Here is an 18,085-nt window from a genome sequence, read left to right as displayed (position 1 = left end):
TTATCTACATTCCTATCATATTCAATATCATAAAATGGTACTATACTCTTGGTTGTGTCAACCAATTCACCTTTTGGATTCTTCCTTTTAATGGGGATTTTCATTTGTCGCCTTTGGATATCATTTACAGCGGCTTCAATCTCATCATGTTTACCACTTGGAGAAATTACAGAGTTAGGTATATCGAATTTAAGTTTCCCAATTTGACCTAAACTATTGTCTATATCATTCACAACAGGTCTTAATTCTGATATTACGTAGTATAGTATTCGTCTTGACTTAACAGTAGTGTTGAACTCAGATAAGACTATATGATTAGCCATGTATATTGATTTTTTTGACTCCTCTTTCATAGTAAAAAATGGGGTTGTTTACATCTTTCTTATCAAACATAAATAATTAAAAACATAATAACAAAACATATATATGTTTTATGATTATGTTTTTAATCGGCGATATATAGTTTTTTAATCGGCGATATATAGTTTTTAATCGGCGATATATAGTTTTTAATCGGCGATATATAGTTTTTAATCGGCGATATATAGTTTTTAACTCGATCAAGTACTTGGTTATCAGTCGATTACAGCCCCCTCAAAGTATTAAAAGTATGCTAAAAGTTTCACAATAACTTTTGTGTTTACGCGAGAAGAAATGTTGCCCGTTTCTTAAAATTTTGATAGAAACAAAAGGGAAAAAAGTCATTAAAAGTGACTGTGTCAGTTAACTCATCCAATAGTAGCTAACGATCATAGGTATTTGCTAAAAAAAATGGCAGATACGTGGCTTCGCTTCGCTTCAACTGCGAGGATAGTTGTGATCTGACATTTCGGTGGTCGTCAATTATGTTATCTCCAGTTGTGATCTGATATAAAAAAAAGGTTGCGCTGGTGTGAATATCTAACGTAGGGTCGGGAGTTTATAAATTATTTAGAATTAAGCCATTTAAGTGGGGTAGGTTGAACGTTTGGGGGGGTAAAGGTGGTTTGTGTTGTCATGGTTGGTAAAGTCCATTAAAAGCCATTTATAATCCATTATTTTAAATAAGATAAAAAACTGTTAACTCTTTAGCCATTTTTAATAGACGGTTAAGATATGAAAAGAGCCAAATTTGAAGGGGTTGGCTCTTTTTTATCAACTACTATTCAGAATTGAATTATTTCAATTCTGTAGTATCAGTCTCCTTTCTTATGCTTATGAGGCTTCAACGATGGAGTATTTCCAGGAGTTTCTTTATTATCTCGTTGACGTCTATCGGGTTTTCCCGTTGTTTTTGCAATTCTTTTCGGGCCTGGTTTTATTCCCATGATTAATCTGTTTAAAGTTTGATTGAATAATAAATACTTAGTATTTATCAACGCATTTACATATTAAAAAGTTATAAAAACATCTTATCAAGATATCATAGATATTTACCTGATGAAGGTATTGATGAAGATAGGTAGTTGGGTAATCTTATTTTCTTCTTCAATTCACCGTTTCGTTCAAAATTACTCTGTGGAAATAGGTCGTTTCGGCAAGCCTCACTTTGCTATTTCCATCCGCAATTTCTCACTGCACTTCCGGGTGTTCCGATGTTTTGGCATCTCCAGGTTCAACCGTTCGTTCCTCACTTACTTACTTCGTTCAGTTACGTATTGCTAAGGTTAAACCACTGCCATGTATCAAAGTACGCAGCACCTGGAAATTACACCATTCGTACCTCATAGTGTAATTTTTGCTCGCCCTACGGGTTTTTAGCAACATTTAAATTGCTAATACAATTTAAATGTTGTTTTATGATTATAAAAAACAATATATTTAAATTAAAATTTAAATTAAATGGCATCAAATCATACAACCATCACAGTCAGCAAGGAGCTGAAAATACGCTTGCAAAAGCACACAAAAAATGGTCAGATGACATCCTTTTTAGAAGCTGTTTGCGACTTCTTGGATTCATCTGATATGGACATTTTCAATCCTAAAGGGTCGGATATAAAGTCCGCTGTTAAGGAATTGAAAGATGTTGGGAGGAAGATTCAAAAGGATTACAGTAACAACGTCGCTTTCATCAAAACCCTAGAGAAAGATGAGCTAAAACCAACCATCTCCAGAATACAGTTACTACTGAAAGAGACAGATGTTATTCAAGATGTACCAAAAAAGATAAACGCTTTGTATCATCATTTATCTAAGGAGATGAAGGTGCTGGTTGAGTCACACAAAGAAGAAAAGAAAGCTGATGAAGAGAAGGTTATGAAGTTTAATGAGTATCTAAATAATGCTCATAAAGAAAGAGAGGAATTGATTGAAAAATCAGCAAAAGAACAGGCTGATAAGATCAAAATTGAATGGCGTAAAAAGTTGGATATTTTTTATATGGACCTATATGATAAAAAAGATATGGCTAATGGATTGGGAGTGATTAACCATGAACGACTCATGCAAAGGGTTCAGCAATTAAAAGAAGATTTAGGGTTTTATGGTAGTTGATATAACAGATAGCCCGAAGGGGGGAAATACAGGAAGTTCGGCTACCGCTGTTCAGTATCTTTCAAAAGAGAATGAAGGTAAGGAGCCAAAGGATATGGAGTTTTTTTTCAGTCAGAATGAGAATCATGTAATTAATGAAGAGGTAGTTGGCCAGTTGGACGCCTCCCGAAGAGGTATTAAGTCAAAAGAAGCTAAATTCTTCAACCTGACAATTGCACCTTCCCAGAAGGAGCTTAAACATATTGGGAATGATAGAGAAAAACTCATGGAATATGCTAGAGGGGTTATGGAGATTTACGCTGACAATTTCGGCAAGGGATTGAAGAGTGAAGACATAGTCTGGTATGCAAAAATCGAAAAAGAAAGAACATATAAGGGTACAGAGAAGGAGGTCCGTGAAGGAAAAGTAAAACGAGGAGAAAAAAAAGCTGGAGATCAAACACACATACATGTTTTGATTAGGAGGAAAGGGGCTGATAAAAAGACTCTTCTCTCTCCTCTTACTAATCACAAGAATACTGTAAAGGGTAAAATAAAAGGAGGGTTTGATAGAACTGCTTTTAAGATTAAATGTGAAAAACATTTCGATAAAGAGTACAGCTACAAGCGTGAAATTACAGAAACGTTTGAGTATGTAAATGCTATAAAAAACGGTACTGAAGAAGATAGGATGTATTGGCTCAACCTTGAGCGAAAACTAGATAAAGAGAAAAAAAAATCAATAGATAAAATAAAACAAGCAGCTAATTTGACATTAAATAAAGGTCAAAAGTTAAATAAAGAAGATCAGGTTTTTGATAAATCTGAAAAAGGGAAATATAATTTAGAAGAGCCCATAGAGAATAAAAAATGGAAAGGACCTTCATTATCATTGTAAATCGCTTGAATGATGTATGTTGTATTTAAATATTTTCTTATAATGCCCATGCCCTTATTTTTAAATTAATCAATTAACATTTAGCACTCCTTTTAAATCTTCTTTGTTATGGGATCGTTGTTTTTATTTTTTCTTACATTACTAATGTTTATGTATTTCATTTTGAGTGAAAAAACAACTACATTAATCTTGTGCACTATGTTTTTTTATTGAAAATTTTTAAACTTTAATTTCAAATTATGAAACCTAGATTTTTTCAAAAAACATTTATTATCCTATCTTTAATGTTATCAGTATTATCTTGTACAGAGGAAGTAGAGGTAAAAAAAGATAAGGTAGTTCACCTTAAGTTTGAGACTGTTTCTGACAGCAATAATGCTAGGTCAACTTCAGAATATGAGGAGTTTTCTGCAAAAGTACTTTCTCTTTCCCCTTTAGAAATAGAGTCTGAAGAGTTGGAAGTAATAGAAGTAGTTCATTCAGAAACTTTGAAAGTGATTCGTGTAGTTGTAAAGAAAAATAGCGAGGGAGCTAATTCGTCCATGAGAGTAAGTTGTACACCTGGAATTAGAATGGGGCACTTTTATGATGGGAATGATTGTTGGGTTTATGGCACTATTGCCACAGGTGATGATTGTGAAACATTATTTGCTCCAGCAGACTATGCAACTCAATACGTGATGAACGTATGCGGCTGGAGTAACGTCGCGTAATTAAATTTAATTTATATGAGAAATATTTTAGCTTTTACTCTATTTGTATTTATAGGTTGTAAGTCACAGCAATTGGATTCTACTCAAGTAGGAACTGATTTGCCAGCTTATCATATTAGTGATCCTGCTATTGAAAAAAGTGTATTTAAGAGTATGATGAGTAGTGAAGAATACTCGAAAGACATACATTTATTTTTAAATAATAAAGAATATCCAATAGAAAGTCTTCATTCTATAATGGATACGATTCAATCAGGTTATTCTATAAATATTGATACAGTTGATAATATTAAAAACTTGTATATAAAGAGTAGATAGTTGTTTATATTCTCATATCAAGATAAAGCAATAGTGCATCCCCCCTTATTTGATTAAAATTCAGATAAGGGGATTTTATTCTAATTATAGGGAAGGTTATTTATGATGACTCTAGTAAAGGTCTATACTATTATTGGAAATGCTATGTTGAAGCCTTATGATTTGTCAATATTCAAGCGAAATATTCAGACTGATGCAGTTATATTGCTGTTAATCAGTTGAATATAAGTTATTAACATTTATTTTCCTTTCTTACCTCCTTCTCTCTGACATCAGTATATTTAACAACCATTTCCCCATCCTTCTCTTTGAATAATATTTTTCCGGTTTCTTTTTTCATTTCCTGATTCAATTCTCTTTCGTATCGGTCGCGATTAATTGTACCAACCTTTCCAAGGTGTTTGTTTTTAAAATCTTTAAGTGAAATAGCCATGATTTTGAGTTTATTTATATATACAAATATAGTATTTCTAAAGGTTTAAAAAGGACGTTTTCCTCAAAATACGACGTACTGGAGAAGATCAATATTACAAATTATAGGTCTTAGACTATGTTATTTTTGATACACTATCAGAGGTGTGCCAAAAAATAACATGAGCTTATCCTACACATGATGACATTAATCTTTAAGCAGAGCTATCGCTGCTTTAATCACTTCAATGTCCCGCTCCGTTTGTAGATCAACTTTCCCAGGATGCACATGATTTAGATTCTGTTGTTTACGGTCGAGCATGTCAAACAACTCTGCTTTCAAGTCAGCCTTACCTCTTTTCCTCAAATGGTTATCTAGCTGGTGGATGATACTACTGAATTTAGAATCCATACTCATTTGGGTTTTGGTCTACTGTTTAAAGCAAAAGAGGAGCCTTTCAGTTCCTCTATTTTCTCATGAAGATATTATCTTTTAAACAATTATGTTGCTCTCTCAGCTCCCCTTTTGGATTAAACTGATCAAAGACGGAGTAAAATGAAAGTCTTTCAATAATTCGACATGATTTTTCGAGCCAGTACACTTGCTCCATGAACTCGGATGTACGATCTAGAACCTTTTCATCATAAGCCCATTTCCCATCTTTGGATACACCTTCTATCCTCTCCCTCAATTGTTTTGACTCATTCCAGAACTCTTTATAGATTCTGTGCAAGGACTCTTTTTTGTACGTGTTATACACTGGGTATTGCTTTACTTTATGTATAGCAACTTGATCTTCTAGTGTCATATTCATTTAAAAAGTTGGGTTTGTTTAAAAAAGAAGGGACTCAGATAGCCCCTTCTCTATTGCTTATTCTCCTACTTGATCATTATACCTTTTGATTTCTTCCAAGAGGTATTTTTTATACTGTTCTTGCATGAAGCTGTAGAAAACATTCAAATCATCATTTTCCCTGGTTGCTTCTAAAGCCTGAATGTAGTCAAGCTTGTCTTCTTTAAATACGATACTCATGGGTAGCCCCAATCGCTCTTGAATATAGTTCATCAGTAGTCTACTGGTCCTGCCATTCCCATCATAGAATGGGTGGATGGAAACAAGCTCAAAATGAGCATAAAAACTAAGGTTGATTTTCTCTTCAAGTGTCAACCTTTCATCATTAATGTTCTCCTCCAGATGTTTTGCAAGCTTTTCTACAGCTGATGGTACTTTTGAGTAATTCATGAAATACCTAACTCCAGCCATAACCGCTCCCTTCCGGAACTCTCCTTTCCTAGCGTCTACTTCACCAAATACAGTATTATAGATGCTGCCTGTTGTTTCCATTACCTGAGCATTCAATTTCTGTATTAGCGTTGAAGTAATGGGTGATTTCTGTTTGACTAACTCTTTCATTAGTTCCAGAGCTTTATAATGATCCATCACCATGTTGGAGTGAATCAGTGGCTTCCCCTTTGGTGTCAATCCATCATGCAGCAGTAGTCTGGTATCTTCTATCGTTAAGGTTGAGCCTTCTATTTGGGTACTGTGTGCTACAATGGTGTAGCTGTTGAACTTGTCATAATCGACAACTTCATCTAATTTCAGAGATTTATATTCTTCTATTATATCCTCTACCCCTTTCATTTTTTCTCTTATTTATAATGTAACAATAATAAGATTACACCCCTGATTATAACACTTCTTGCATCACTTTGTAAGTGCGCTTAATGTTCATGACAGTAGACCTTGATAGTTGGTATTTTTGAACTAAATCATCTACTTTTGAACCTTTTTGAATGTCTTTGACTACGTCAGGATATTTATCTAATAATTGCCTGTTAGTGTATGATTTTTGGCTTATTAAGTTGTTTTGAACGTTCAAATCATAGGGTAATTCAAAGTCTCCTATGTCAATTTTTTCGATGTTTTTACGATTGAGTTCATTTGAACTATTTGAACGGTTAATTTGAATGGTTTCGGGTTCATTTGAATGACCATACTTGTATTCAGTTTCAATATCATTATTTGTATAAGCACTAGAGCTTAATTCAATGGAACACATCTTGTAATAATGATACCTGAAGTGGTAAGCAAACAAGTTCAATGACTCCATCACTAAAACAATTATTGCCATCAAAATTCCGAAGTGATGGGCAGAGGAGGAGTTAGTTGAAATATCAGCAGAAAGATTCTGGTTAAGGGATTCCATTTGTCCTGGTACTCTGATCGGAGAGAGGTTAGTTCAGCTTCTTTCTTTAATATGGCTTCCTTTCCCTCGTCCGTTAACTGACCAAATGCCCAGTTATTTTTTGAGGTATCCCAATACTGCTTTTTGTACGCATTATCATTTCGGAGAAATTGTATTTCATCTCTCACGGAGCTAATACGTGACTCATAATACTTATTGACAGCATCCTCTTTAGACTCATAAGAAGTAGAGATTTCTTCAGATTGATCCTTTTGGTTTACTGCAAAAAAGTATCCGCCCAAGGAGGATGTTATTACGCTGATCAGTATTGTGCCTATTAGGGCGGCTAGTACAGCAGAAGGGACATTAACTTTCCCTTCTGTCTGATTCTTTCTTTTGAAAAAAGAGGAGGAGGCTCCAGCTTTAGCGAACTCGTTGATGCCAATTACCATTGCCAATAGCAGGAGGGAGCCAACAGCCATCGCAACATGAGCAAGAGATCCTTCCAGACTTATTGCGGATTTATCCAGCGCAATAAAACCGATACACAGTGAAGCAAGGAGGAAGGAAATCACATGGTAAAAACGAGCGAAAAACACTGCTAACTTATACTGTGTCAGGTTTCGCAAGTCGTATGGAGCAATCTCTAGTTTTGATGCAGCATCTTCCAAACGCTGTTTTCTTTCTAGCTCGTTCATGGTTTTTTCAGCTAAAAAAGTTTGTTTTGTAATAGGACTCATTCTTTAATGTAGTTTAAAGGGTGATAAATGCCCTCTATCCCTAAGTTTTCGACGACGCTAGGGGAGAGGGTTTTTTATTTTAATTCAAAATGGAGGATTTTCAGGTGGAAGGGTTCCAAATATCCTTCCAAGTAAGTATCTCAACTTTGATACCCACAAACTGCCAGACTTATCTATTTGCCATAGGAAGTCATTAATCATGTTCTCATCGCATTTATACTTTGGAGAAGTTAATAATAGATTTTTCAATTCAGAAGTTCTCTCAAGTTCTCCCATGAATATGCAGAAAAAGCCATTGGTTGCAGGGAGAAGGTCTATGAAATGAATTAGAAGCCATCTTCTAGCTTTCTCTTGTTCAGGCGTTGTGTTAGAGTCTTGATACCTTATCAGATAATTCATTTCTTCTTCTGATAGCTTTGTTACATCTATAGTATTATTAAGCACTATCTCTATATCCATTTCCTCATTTGAAAGCTTAGAATTCATGAATGATCCAAGTTGTATCTTTCCTGCATCATCATCTCCAAACTCAAAGTCATCTATATTGTTTTTGAGTTCTTCATATGGCGGATCCCCCAATATCTTATCAATAGCTTTTCGACCTACTGCTAATATTTTTAAATGATTATTACTTAATCCGTCATGATCATTTATTAGATCAAGTAATAGGTCATTTAAATCTAAAAGACTTGCTCTATCTTCTTCTGTTATGTTCGATTCATGGCCATATTCTATGAGGTGCGAATTTAGTAAATTGAAGTATGTAGTAATTTGACCATTATATTTATTTTCCCAAGCACCAACAGAGATAGTATCACCCTCTTTGATGTTATAGTCCTTTTCAGCCTCAAATTCCACCTTATAGTCTGGTTGTGATTCATTCTCCTTTGGAAGATTTCGTTTTAGCTTGAACTTTATTCTTTCCATATTTTTTTTGATGTTAAACCATTCCAAGTGTTCTCAATAAATGACCAGATGCGTTAGTATATGAGCTTTTTTGATTTTTCCATGTATTCATCCATTTGCGAAACCCATTAAGCTTTTTCTCGTCATAAAGAATCTCTTTAAGATGATCTGTGGATATATTTAATTGATCTGTAATAATATTATATGCATTAATTTGGAATTGAGTTAAGCTAGATAAATCAATGTCTTTATTTAAATGCTCATCACTAATTCCATTAAGTTCACTCTTACTTTCCAATATTTTTATATGAAACTCAATTGACTTAAATGATCGCCCTTTCTTGTAATAATCAAACTCTATATATAATTCTGTTCTTTCATTTATGTGTTTCACAGATCGATCTATTACAGCTTTAAGGTTACTAAATCTATCGTAAGTTGGATTTGTTAGGTGTAAAAGTTTTCTAATGTTATCTATGCTTTCATACCACATTCCTGTGTTTTTCCATTTACATAATAATTCATATAGTCGTTGGGAGTATTGGCTTGTTAGCAAGAGAGCTGTTTTAAATTTTAATTGAGTATATCCTGCTGCTAAGTCCTTAAAATAAGGTAGAGCTTCATTTGCTAATGTGACTTGAATATAACCTCTACCGTTATCTACATTCCTATCATATTCAATATCATAAAATGGTACTATACTCTTGGTTGTGTCAACCAATTCACCTTTTGGATTCTTCCTTTTAATGGGGATTTTCATTTGTCGCCTTTGGATATCATTTACAGCGGCTTCAATCTCATCATGTTTACCACTTGGAGAAATTACAGAGTTAGGTATATCGAATTTAAGTTTCCCAATTTGACCTAAACTATTGTCTATATCATTCACAACAGGTCTTAATTCTGATATTACGTAGTATAGTATTCGTCTTGACTTAACAGTAGTGTTGAACTCAGATAAGACTATATGATTAGCCATGTATATTGATTTTTTTGACTCCTCTTTCATAGTAAAAAATGGGGTTGTTTACATCTTTCTTATCAAACATAAATAATTAAAAACATAATAACAAAACATATATATGTTTTATGATTATGTTTTTAATCGGCGATATATAGTTTTTTAATCGGCGATATATAGTTTTTAATCGGCGATATATAGTTTTTAATCGGCGATATATAGTTTTTAATCGGCGATATATAGTTTTTAACTCGATCAAGTACTTGGTTATCAGTCGATTACAGCCCCCTCAAAGTATTAAAAGTATGCTAAAAGTTTCACAATAACTTTTGTGTTTACGCGAGAAGAAATGTTGCCCGTTTCTTAAAATTTTGATAGAAACAAAAGGGAAAAAAGTCATTAAAAGTGACTGTGTCAGTTAACTCATCCAATAGTAGCTAACGATCATAGGTATTTGCTAAAAAAAATGGCAGATACGTGGCTTCGCTTCGCTTCAACTGCGAGGATAGTTGTGATCTGACATTTCGGTGGTCGTCAATTATGTTATCTCCAGTTGTGATCTGATATAAAAAAAAGGTTGCGCTGGTGTGAATATCTAACGTAGGGTCGGGAGTTTATAAATTATTTAGAATTAAGCCATTTAAGTGGGGTAGGTTGAACGTTTGGGGGGGTAAAGGTGGTTTGTGTTGTCATGGTTGGTAAAGTCCATTAAAAGCCATTTATAATCCATTATTTTAAATAAGATAAAAAACTGTTAACTCTTTAGCCATTTTTAATAGACGGTTAAGATATGAAAAGAGCCAAATTTGAAGGGGTTGGCTCTTTTTTATCAACTACTATTCAGAATTGAATTATTTCAATTCTGTAGTATCAGTCTCCTTTCTTATGCTTATGAGGCTTCAACGATGGAGTATTTCCAGGAGTTTCTTTATTATCTCGTTGACGTCTATCGGGTTTTCCCGTTGTTTTTGCAATTCTTTTCGGGCCTGGTTTTATTCCCATGATTAATCTGTTTAAAGTTTGATTGAATAATAAATACTTAGTATTTATCAACGCATTTACATATTAAAAAGTTATAAAAACATCTTATCAAGATATCATAGATATTTACCTGATGAAGGTATTGATGAAGATAGGTAGTTGGGTAATCTTATTTTCTTCTTCAATTCACCGTTTCGTTCAAAATTACTCTGTGGAAATAGGTCGTTTCGGCAAGCCTCACTTTGCTATTTCCATCCGCAATTTCTCACTGCACTTCCGGGTGTTCCGATGTTTTGGCATCTCAGGTTCAACCGTTCGTTCCTCACTTACTTTTCACCAGTCGATAGCAACATCTCTACCCCTGTTCATTTCAAAGAAAAGAAGCGAGCGGAAATTACACCATTCGTACCTCATAGTGTAATTTTTGCTCGCCCTACGGGTTTTTAGCAACATTTAAATTGCTAATACAATTTAAATGTTGTTTTATGATTATAAAAAACAATATATTTAAATTAAAATTTAAATTAAATGGCATCAAATCATACAACCATCACAGTCAGCAAGGAGCTGAAAATACGCTTGCAAAAGCACACAAAAAATGGTCAGATGACATCCTTTTTAGAAGCTGTTTGCGACTTCTTGGATTCATCTGATATGGACATTTTCAATCCTAAAGGGTCGGATATAAAGTCCGCTGTTAAGGAATTGAAAGATGTTGGGAGGAAGATTCAAAAGGATTACAGTAACAACGTCGCTTTCATCAAAACCCTAGAGAAAGATGAGCTAAAACCAACCATCTCCAGAATACAGTTACTACTGAAAGAGACAGATGTTATTCAAGATGTACCAAAAAAGATAAACGCTTTGTATCATCATTTATCTAAGGAGATGAAGGTGCTGGTTGAGTCACACAAAGAAGAAAAGAAAGCTGATGAAGAGAAGGTTATGAAGTTTAATGAGTATCTAAATAATGCTCATAAAGAAAGAGAGGAATTGATTGAAAAATCAGCAAAAGAACAGGCTGATAAGATCAAAATTGAATGGCGTAAAAAGTTGGATATTTTTTATATGGACCTATATGATAAAAAAGATATGGCTAATGGATTGGGAGTGATTAACCATGAACGACTCATGCAAAGGGTTCAGCAATTAAAAGAAGATTTAGGGTTTTATGGTAGTTGATATAACAGATAGCCCGAAGGGGGGAAATACAGGAAGTTCGGCTACCGCTGTTCAGTATCTTTCAAAAGAGAATGAAGGTAAGGAGCCAAAGGATATGGAGTTTTTTTTCAGTCAGAATGAGAATCATGTAATTAATGAAGAGGTAGTTGGCCAGTTGGACGCCTCCCGAAGAGGTATTAAGTCAAAAGAAGCTAAATTCTTCAACCTGACAATTGCACCTTCCCAGAAGGAGCTTAAACATATTGGGAATGATAGAGAAAAACTCATGGAATATGCTAGAGGGGTTATGGAGATTTACGCTGACAATTTCGGCAAGGGATTGAAGAGTGAAGACATAGTCTGGTATGCAAAAATCGAAAAAGAAAGAACATATAAGGGTACAGAGAAGGAGGTCCGTGAAGGAAAAGTAAAACGAGGAGAAAAAAAAGCTGGAGATCAAACACACATACATGTTTTGATTAGGAGGAAAGGGGCTGATAAAAAGACTCTTCTCTCTCCTCTTACTAATCACAAGAATACTGTAAAGGGTAAAATAAAAGGAGGGTTTGATAGAACTGCTTTTAAGATTAAATGTGAAAAACATTTCGATAAAGAGTACAGCTACAAGCGTGAAATTACAGAAACGTTTGAGTATGTAAATGCTATAAAAAACGGTACTGAAGAAGATAGGATGTATTGGCTCAACCTTGAGCGAAAACTAGATAAAGAGAAAAAAAAATCAATAGATAAAATAAAACAAGCAGCTAATTTGACATTAAATAAAGGTCAAAAGTTAAATAAAGAAGATCAGGTTTTTGATAAATCTGAAAAAGGGAAATATAATTTAGAAGAGCCCATAGAGAATAAAAAATGGAAAGGACCTTCATTATCATTGTAAATCGCTTGAATGATGTATGTTGTATTTAAATATTTTCTTATAATGCCCATGCCCTTATTTTTAAATTAATCAATTAACATTTAGCACTCCTTTTAAATCTTCTTTGTTATGGGATCGTTGTTTTTATTTTTTCTTACATTACTAATGTTTATGTATTTCATTTTGAGTGAAAAAACAACTACATTAATCTTGTGCACTATGTTTTTTTATTGAAAATTTTTAAACTTTAATTTCAAATTATGAAACCTAGATTTTTTCAAAAAACATTTATTATCCTATCTTTAATGTTATCAGTATTATCTTGTACAGAGGAAGTAGAGGTAAAAAAAGATAAGGTAGTTCACCTTAAGTTTGAGACTGTTTCTGACAGCAATAATGCTAGGTCAACTTCAGAATATGAGGAGTTTTCTGCAAAAGTACTTTCTCTTTCCCCTTTAGAAATAGAGTCTGAAGAGTTGGAAGTAATAGAAGTAGTTCATTCAGAAACTTTGAAAGTGATTCGTGTAGTTGTAAAGAAAAATAGCGAGGGAGCTAATTCGTCCATGAGAGTAAGTTGTACACCTGGAATTAGAATGGGGCACTTTTATGATGGGAATGATTGTTGGGTTTATGGCACTATTGCCACAGGTGATGATTGTGAAACATTATTTGCTCCAGCAGACTATGCAACTCAATACGTGATGAACGTATGCGGCTGGAGTAACGTCGCGTAATTAAATTTAATTTATATGAGAAATATTTTAGCTTTTACTCTATTTGTATTTATAGGTTGTAAGTCACAGCAATTGGATTCTACTCAAGTAGGAACTGATTTGCCAGCTTATCATATTAGTGATCCTGCTATTGAAAAAAGTGTATTTAAGAGTATGATGAGTAGTGAAGAATACTCGAAAGACATACATTTATTTTTAAATAATAAAGAATATCCAATAGAAAGTCTTCATTCTATAATGGATACGATTCAATCAGGTTATTCTATAAATATTGATACAGTTGATAATATTAAAAACTTGTATATAAAGAGTAGATAGTTGTTTATATTCTCATATCAAGATAAAGCAATAGTGCATCCCCCCTTATTTGATTAAAATTCAGATAAGGGGATTTTATTCTAATTATAGGGAAGGTTATTTATGATGACTCTAGTAAAGGTCTATACTATTATTGGAAATGCTATGTTGAAGCCTTATGATTTGTCAATATTCAAGCGAAATATTCAGACTGATGCAGTTATATTGCTGTTAATCAGTTGAATATAAGTTATTAACATTTATTTTCCTTTCTTACCTCCTTCTCTCTGACATCAGTATATTTAACAACCATTTCCCCATCCTTCTCTTTGAATAATATTTTTCCGGTTTCTTTTTTCATTTCCTGATTCAATTCTCTTTCGTATCGGTCGCGATTAATTGTACCAACCTTTCCAAGGTGTTTGTTTTTAAAATCTTTAAGTGAAATAGCCATGATTTTGAGTTTATTTATATATACAAATATAGTATTTCTAAAGGTTTAAAAAGGACGTTTTCCTCAAAATACGACGTACTGGAGAAGATCAATATTACAAATTATAGGTCTTAGACTATGTTATTTTTGATACACTATCAGAGGTGTGCCAAAAAATAACATGAGCTTATCCTACACATGATGACATTAATCTTTAAGCAGAGCTATCGCTGCTTTAATCACTTCAATGTCCCGCTCCGTTTGTAGATCAACTTTCCCAGGATGCACATGATTTAGATTCTGTTGTTTACGGTCGAGCATGTCAAACAACTCTGCTTTCAAGTCAGCCTTACCTCTTTTCCTCAAATGGTTATCTAGCTGGTGGATGATACTACTGAATTTAGAATCCATACTCATTTGGGTTTTGGTCTACTGTTTAAAGCAAAAGAGGAGCCTTTCAGTTCCTCTATTTTCTCATGAAGATATTATCTTTTAAACAATTATGTTGCTCTCTCAGCTCCCCTTTTGGATTAAACTGATCAAAGACGGAGTAAAATGAAAGTCTTTCAATAATTCGACATGATTTTTCGAGCCAGTACACTTGCTCCATGAACTCGGATGTACGATCTAGAACCTTTTCATCATAAGCCCATTTCCCATCTTTGGATACACCTTCTATCCTCTCCCTCAATTGTTTTGACTCATTCCAGAACTCTTTATAGATTCTGTGCAAGGACTCTTTTTTGTACGTGTTATACACTGGGTATTGCTTTACTTTATGTATAGCAACTTGATCTTCTAGTGTCATATTCATTTAAAAAGTTGGGTTTGTTTAAAAAAGAAGGGACTCAGATAGCCCCTTCTCTATTGCTTATTCTCCTACTTGATCATTATACCTTTTGATTTCTTCCAAGAGGTATTTTTTATACTGTTCTTGCATGAAGCTGTAGAAAACATTCAAATCATCATTTTCCCTGGTTGCTTCTAAAGCCTGAATGTAGTCAAGCTTGTCTTCTTTAAATACGATACTCATGGGTAGCCCCAATCGCTCTTGAATATAGTTCATCAGTAGTCTACTGGTCCTGCCATTCCCATCATAGAATGGGTGGATGGAAACAAGCTCAAAATGAGCATAAAAACTAAGGTTGATTTTCTCTTCAAGTGTCAACCTTTCATCATTAATGTTCTCCTCCAGATGTTTTGCAAGCTTTTCTACAGCTGATGGTACTTTTGAGTAATTCATGAAATACCTAACTCCAGCCATAACCGCTCCCTTCCGGAACTCTCCTTTCCTAGCGTCTACTTCACCAAATACAGTATTATAGATGCTGCCTGTTGTTTCCATTACCTGAGCATTCAATTTCTGTATTAGCGTTGAAGTAATGGGTGATTTCTGTTTGACTAACTCTTTCATTAGTTCCAGAGCTTTATAATGATCCATCACCATGTTGGAGTGAATCAGTGGCTTCCCCTTTGGTGTCAATCCATCATGCAGCAGTAGTCTGGTATCTTCTATCGTTAAGGTTGAGCCTTCTATTTGGGTACTGTGTGCTACAATGGTGTAGCTGTTGAACTTGTCATAATCGACAACTTCATCTAATTTCAGAGATTTATATTCTTCTATTATATCCTCTACCCCTTTCATTTTTTCTCTTATTTATAATGTAACAATAATAAGATTACACCCCTGATTATAACACTTCTTGCATCACTTTGTAAGTGCGCTTAATGTTCATGACAGTAGACCTTGATAGTTGGTATTTTTGAACTAAATCATCTACTTTTGAACCTTTTTGAATGTCTTTGACTACGTCAGGATATTTATCTAATAATTGCCTGTTAGTGTATGATTTTTGGCTTATTAAGTTGTTTTGAACGTTCAAATCATAGGGTAATTCAAAGTCTCCTATGTCAATTTTTTCGATGTTTTTACGATTGAGTTCATTTGAACTATTTGAACGGTTAATTTGAATGGTTTCGGGTTCATTTGAATGACCATACTTGTATTCAGTTTCAATATCATTATTTGTATAAGCACTAGAGCTTAATTCAATGGAACACATCTTGTAATAATGATACCTGAAGTGGTAAGCAAACAAGTTCAATGACTCCATCACTAAAACAATTATTGCCATCAAAATTCCGAAGTGATGGGCAGAGGAGGAGTTAGTTGAAATATCAGCAGAAAGATTCTGGTTAAGGGATTCCAGTTTGTCCTGGTACTCTGATCGGAGAGAGGTTAGTTCAGCTTCTTTCTTTAATATGGCTTCCTTTCCCTCGTCCGTTAACTGACCAAATGCCCAGTTATTTTTTGAGGTATCCCAATACTGCTTTTTGTACGCATTATCATTTCGGAGAAATTGTATTTCATCTCTCACGGAGCTAATACGTGACTCATAATACTTATTGACAGCATCCTCTTTAGACTCATAAGAAGTAGAGATTTCTTCAGATTGATCCTTTTGGTTTACTGCAAAAAAGTATCCGCCCAAGGAGGATGTTATTACGCTGATCAGTATTGTGCCTATTAGGGCGGCTAGTACAGCAGAAGGGACATTAACTTTCCCTTCTGTCTGATTCTTTCTTTTGAAAAAAGAGGAGGAGGCTCCAGCTTTAGCGAACTCGTTGATGCCAATTACCATTGCCAATAGCAGGAGGGAGCCAACAGCCATCGCAACATGAGCAAGAGATCCTTCCAGACTTATTGCGGATTTATCCAGCGCAATAAAACCGATACACAGTGAAGCAAGGAGGAAGGAAATCACATGGTAAAAACGAGCGAAAAACACTGCTAACTTATACTGTGTCAGGTTTCGCAAGTCGTATGGAGCAATCTCTAGTTTTGATGCAGCATCTTCCAAACGCTGTTTTCTTTCTAGCTCGTTCATGGTTTTTTCAGCTAAAAAAGTTTGTTTTGTAATAGGACTCATTCTTTAATGTAGTTTAAAGGGTGATAAATGCCCTCTATCCCTAAGTTTTCGACGACGCTAGGGGAGAGGGTTTTTTATTTTAATTCAAAATGGAGGATTTTCAGGTGGAAGGGTTCCAAATATCCTTCCAAGTAAGTATCTCAACTTTGATACCCACAAACTGCCAGACTTATCTATTTGCCATAGGAAGTCATTAATCATGTTCTCATCGCATTTATACTTTGGAGAAGTTAATAATAGATTTTTCAATTCAGAAGTTCTCTCAAGTTCTCCCATGAATATGCAGAAAAAGCCATTGGTTGCAGGGAGAAGGTCTATGAAATGAATTAGAAGCCATCTTCTAGCTTTCTCTTGTTCAGGCGTTGTGTTAGAGTCTTGATACCTTATCAGATAATTCATTTCTTCTTCTGATAGCTTTGTTACATCTATAGTATTATTAAGCACTATCTCTATATCCATTTCCTCATTTGAAAGCTTAGAATTCATGAATGATCCAAGTTGTATCTTTCCTGCATCATCATCTCCAAACTCAAAGTCATCTATATTGTTTTTGAGTTCTTCATATGGCGGATCCCCCAATATCTTATCAATAGCTTTTCGACCTACTGCTAATATTTTTAAATGATTATTACTTAATCCGTCATGATCATTTATTAGATCAAGTAATAGGTCATTTAAATCTAAAAGACTTGCTCTATCTTCTTCTGTTATGTTCGATTCATGGCCATATTCTATGAGGTGCGAATTTAGTAAATTGAAGTATGTAGTAATTTGACCATTATATTTATTTTCCCAAGCACCAACAGAGATAGTATCACCCTCTTTGATGTTATAGTCCTTTTCAGCCTCAAATTCCACCTTATAGTCTGGTTGTGATTCATTCTCCTTTGGAAGATTTCGTTTTAGCTTGAACTTTATTCTTTCCATATTTTTTTTGATGTTAAACCATTCCAAGTGTTCTCAATAAATGACCAGATGCGTTAGTATATGAGCTTTTTTGATTTTTCCATGTATTCATCCATTTGCGAAACCCATTAAGCTTTTTCTCGTCATAAAGAATCTCTTTAAGATGATCTGTGGA

23 protein-coding genes are annotated in these 18,085 nt (G+C 34.2%); 8 read left to right on the top strand and 15 right to left on the bottom strand.

Going from position 1 to position 18,085, the window contains the following annotated elements; genetic code table 11:
- A partial coding sequence (locus tag V6R21_RS04875; protein WP_334241373.1) for a hypothetical protein occupies window positions 1-353 on the bottom strand: 353 nt, incomplete at its 3' end.
- A gap of 1,468 nt (window positions 354-1,821) precedes the next feature.
- Between V6R21_RS04875 and V6R21_RS04870 the strand changes: the two genes are divergently transcribed.
- The 4 genes from V6R21_RS04870 to V6R21_RS04855 all read left to right on the top strand — a co-directional run bounded on the left by V6R21_RS04870 (window position 1,822) and on the right by V6R21_RS04855 (window position 4,383).
- Window positions 1,822-2,475, top strand: a complete 654-nt coding sequence (locus V6R21_RS04870; protein ID WP_334241367.1) for a BfmA/BtgA family mobilization protein — start codon at window positions 1,822-1,824, stop codon at window positions 2,473-2,475.
- A complete protein-coding gene (locus V6R21_RS04865; RefSeq protein WP_334241365.1) occupies window positions 2,465-3,352 on the top strand; it encodes a DUF5712 family protein in 888 nt (295 codons plus the stop codon). The genes V6R21_RS04870 and V6R21_RS04865 overlap by 11 nt, the downstream gene beginning before the upstream one ends.
- A 284-nt stretch (window positions 3,353-3,636) precedes the next feature.
- Complete coding sequence (locus tag V6R21_RS04860) at window positions 3,637-4,065, top strand: hypothetical protein (RefSeq protein ID WP_334241363.1); 429 nt, start codon at window positions 3,637-3,639, stop codon at window positions 4,063-4,065.
- A 15-nt stretch (window positions 4,066-4,080) separates the two neighbouring features.
- On the top strand, window positions 4,081-4,383 hold the full coding sequence (locus V6R21_RS04855) for a hypothetical protein (protein WP_334241361.1): 303 nt from the start codon (window positions 4,081-4,083) through the stop codon (window positions 4,381-4,383).
- A 232-nt stretch (window positions 4,384-4,615) separates the two neighbouring features.
- On the opposite strand, the gene V6R21_RS04850 is transcribed toward V6R21_RS04855, so the two are convergent.
- The 8 genes from V6R21_RS04850 to V6R21_RS04815 all read right to left on the bottom strand — a co-directional run bounded on the left by V6R21_RS04850 (window position 4,616) and on the right by V6R21_RS04815 (window position 9,609).
- Window positions 4,616-4,816: a hypothetical protein gene (locus V6R21_RS04850; RefSeq protein ID WP_334241359.1), complete on the bottom strand. Its 201-nt coding sequence runs from the start codon at window positions 4,814-4,816 to the stop codon at window positions 4,616-4,618.
- Between the two features lie 186 nt (window positions 4,817-5,002).
- Window positions 5,003-5,212: a hypothetical protein gene (locus V6R21_RS04845; RefSeq protein ID WP_334241358.1), complete on the bottom strand. Its 210-nt coding sequence runs from the start codon at window positions 5,210-5,212 to the stop codon at window positions 5,003-5,005.
- 49 nt (window positions 5,213-5,261) lie between these two features.
- Window positions 5,262-5,609, bottom strand: coding sequence for a hypothetical protein (locus tag V6R21_RS04840; protein ID WP_334241356.1), 348 nt, complete (start codon window positions 5,607-5,609; stop codon window positions 5,262-5,264).
- Between the two features lie 57 nt (window positions 5,610-5,666).
- A complete protein-coding gene (locus tag V6R21_RS04835; protein ID WP_334241354.1) occupies window positions 5,667-6,440 on the bottom strand; it encodes a Fic family protein in 774 nt (257 codons plus the stop codon).
- A 46-nt stretch (window positions 6,441-6,486) separates the two neighbouring features.
- Window positions 6,487-6,930, bottom strand: a complete 444-nt coding sequence (locus V6R21_RS04830; RefSeq protein WP_334241371.1) for a hypothetical protein — start codon at window positions 6,928-6,930, stop codon at window positions 6,487-6,489.
- Complete coding sequence (locus tag V6R21_RS04825; protein WP_334241369.1) at window positions 6,930-7,682, bottom strand: hypothetical protein; 753 nt, start codon at window positions 7,680-7,682, stop codon at window positions 6,930-6,932. The genes V6R21_RS04830 and V6R21_RS04825 overlap by 1 nt, the downstream gene beginning before the upstream one ends.
- Before the next feature lie 126 nt (window positions 7,683-7,808).
- Window positions 7,809-8,651 carry a hypothetical protein gene (locus V6R21_RS04820; protein ID WP_334241350.1) on the bottom strand — a complete coding sequence of 281 codons (843 nt, stop codon included), beginning with the start codon at window positions 8,649-8,651 and terminating at the stop codon, window positions 7,809-7,811.
- 13 nt (window positions 8,652-8,664) lie between these two features.
- A complete protein-coding gene (locus V6R21_RS04815; RefSeq protein WP_334241375.1) occupies window positions 8,665-9,609 on the bottom strand; it encodes a replication initiation protein in 945 nt (314 codons plus the stop codon).
- 1,491 nt (window positions 9,610-11,100) lie between these two features.
- Here V6R21_RS04815 and V6R21_RS04810 point away from each other — a divergent pair.
- From V6R21_RS04810 to V6R21_RS04795, 4 genes are all read left to right on the top strand, one after another.
- Window positions 11,101-11,754, top strand: coding sequence for a BfmA/BtgA family mobilization protein (locus V6R21_RS04810; RefSeq protein ID WP_334241367.1), 654 nt, complete (start codon window positions 11,101-11,103; stop codon window positions 11,752-11,754).
- Entirely contained in the window at window positions 11,744-12,631 is an 888-nt protein-coding gene (locus V6R21_RS04805; RefSeq protein WP_334241365.1) for a DUF5712 family protein, read from the top strand. Before V6R21_RS04810 ends, V6R21_RS04805 begins: the two co-directional genes overlap by 11 nt.
- A gap of 284 nt (window positions 12,632-12,915) precedes the next feature.
- Window positions 12,916-13,344 carry a hypothetical protein gene (locus tag V6R21_RS04800; protein ID WP_334241363.1) on the top strand — a complete coding sequence of 143 codons (429 nt, stop codon included), beginning with the start codon at window positions 12,916-12,918 and terminating at the stop codon, window positions 13,342-13,344.
- Window positions 13,345-13,359: 15 nt separating this feature from the next.
- Window positions 13,360-13,662: a hypothetical protein gene (locus V6R21_RS04795; protein WP_334241361.1), complete on the top strand. Its 303-nt coding sequence runs from the start codon at window positions 13,360-13,362 to the stop codon at window positions 13,660-13,662.
- A 232-nt stretch (window positions 13,663-13,894) separates the two neighbouring features.
- On the opposite strand, the gene V6R21_RS04790 is transcribed toward V6R21_RS04795, so the two are convergent.
- The 6 genes from V6R21_RS04790 to V6R21_RS04765 all read right to left on the bottom strand — a co-directional run bounded on the left by V6R21_RS04790 (window position 13,895) and on the right by V6R21_RS04765 (window position 17,931).
- Window positions 13,895-14,095, bottom strand: coding sequence for a hypothetical protein (locus tag V6R21_RS04790; RefSeq protein ID WP_334241359.1), 201 nt, complete (start codon window positions 14,093-14,095; stop codon window positions 13,895-13,897).
- 186 nt (window positions 14,096-14,281) lie between these two features.
- Complete coding sequence (locus V6R21_RS04785) at window positions 14,282-14,491, bottom strand: hypothetical protein (RefSeq protein WP_334241358.1); 210 nt, start codon at window positions 14,489-14,491, stop codon at window positions 14,282-14,284.
- A 49-nt stretch (window positions 14,492-14,540) separates the two neighbouring features.
- On the bottom strand, window positions 14,541-14,888 hold the full coding sequence (locus V6R21_RS04780; RefSeq protein ID WP_334241356.1) for a hypothetical protein: 348 nt from the start codon (window positions 14,886-14,888) through the stop codon (window positions 14,541-14,543).
- A 57-nt stretch (window positions 14,889-14,945) separates the two neighbouring features.
- On the bottom strand, window positions 14,946-15,719 hold the full coding sequence (locus tag V6R21_RS04775) for a Fic family protein (protein WP_334241354.1): 774 nt from the start codon (window positions 15,717-15,719) through the stop codon (window positions 14,946-14,948).
- A gap of 46 nt (window positions 15,720-15,765) precedes the next feature.
- On the bottom strand, window positions 15,766-16,962 hold the full coding sequence (locus V6R21_RS04770) for a hypothetical protein (protein WP_334241352.1): 1,197 nt from the start codon (window positions 16,960-16,962) through the stop codon (window positions 15,766-15,768).
- A 126-nt stretch (window positions 16,963-17,088) separates the two neighbouring features.
- Window positions 17,089-17,931: a hypothetical protein gene (locus V6R21_RS04765; RefSeq protein ID WP_334241350.1), complete on the bottom strand. Its 843-nt coding sequence runs from the start codon at window positions 17,929-17,931 to the stop codon at window positions 17,089-17,091.
- Window positions 17,932-18,085 lie beyond the last annotated feature (154 nt).

It is taken from the genome of Limibacter armeniacum (assembly GCF_036880985.1).
Taxonomy (GTDB): Bacteria; Bacteroidota; Bacteroidia; order Cytophagales; family Flammeovirgaceae; genus Limibacter; species Limibacter armeniacum.
This window is presented reverse-complemented; position numbering and strand designations above follow the sequence as displayed.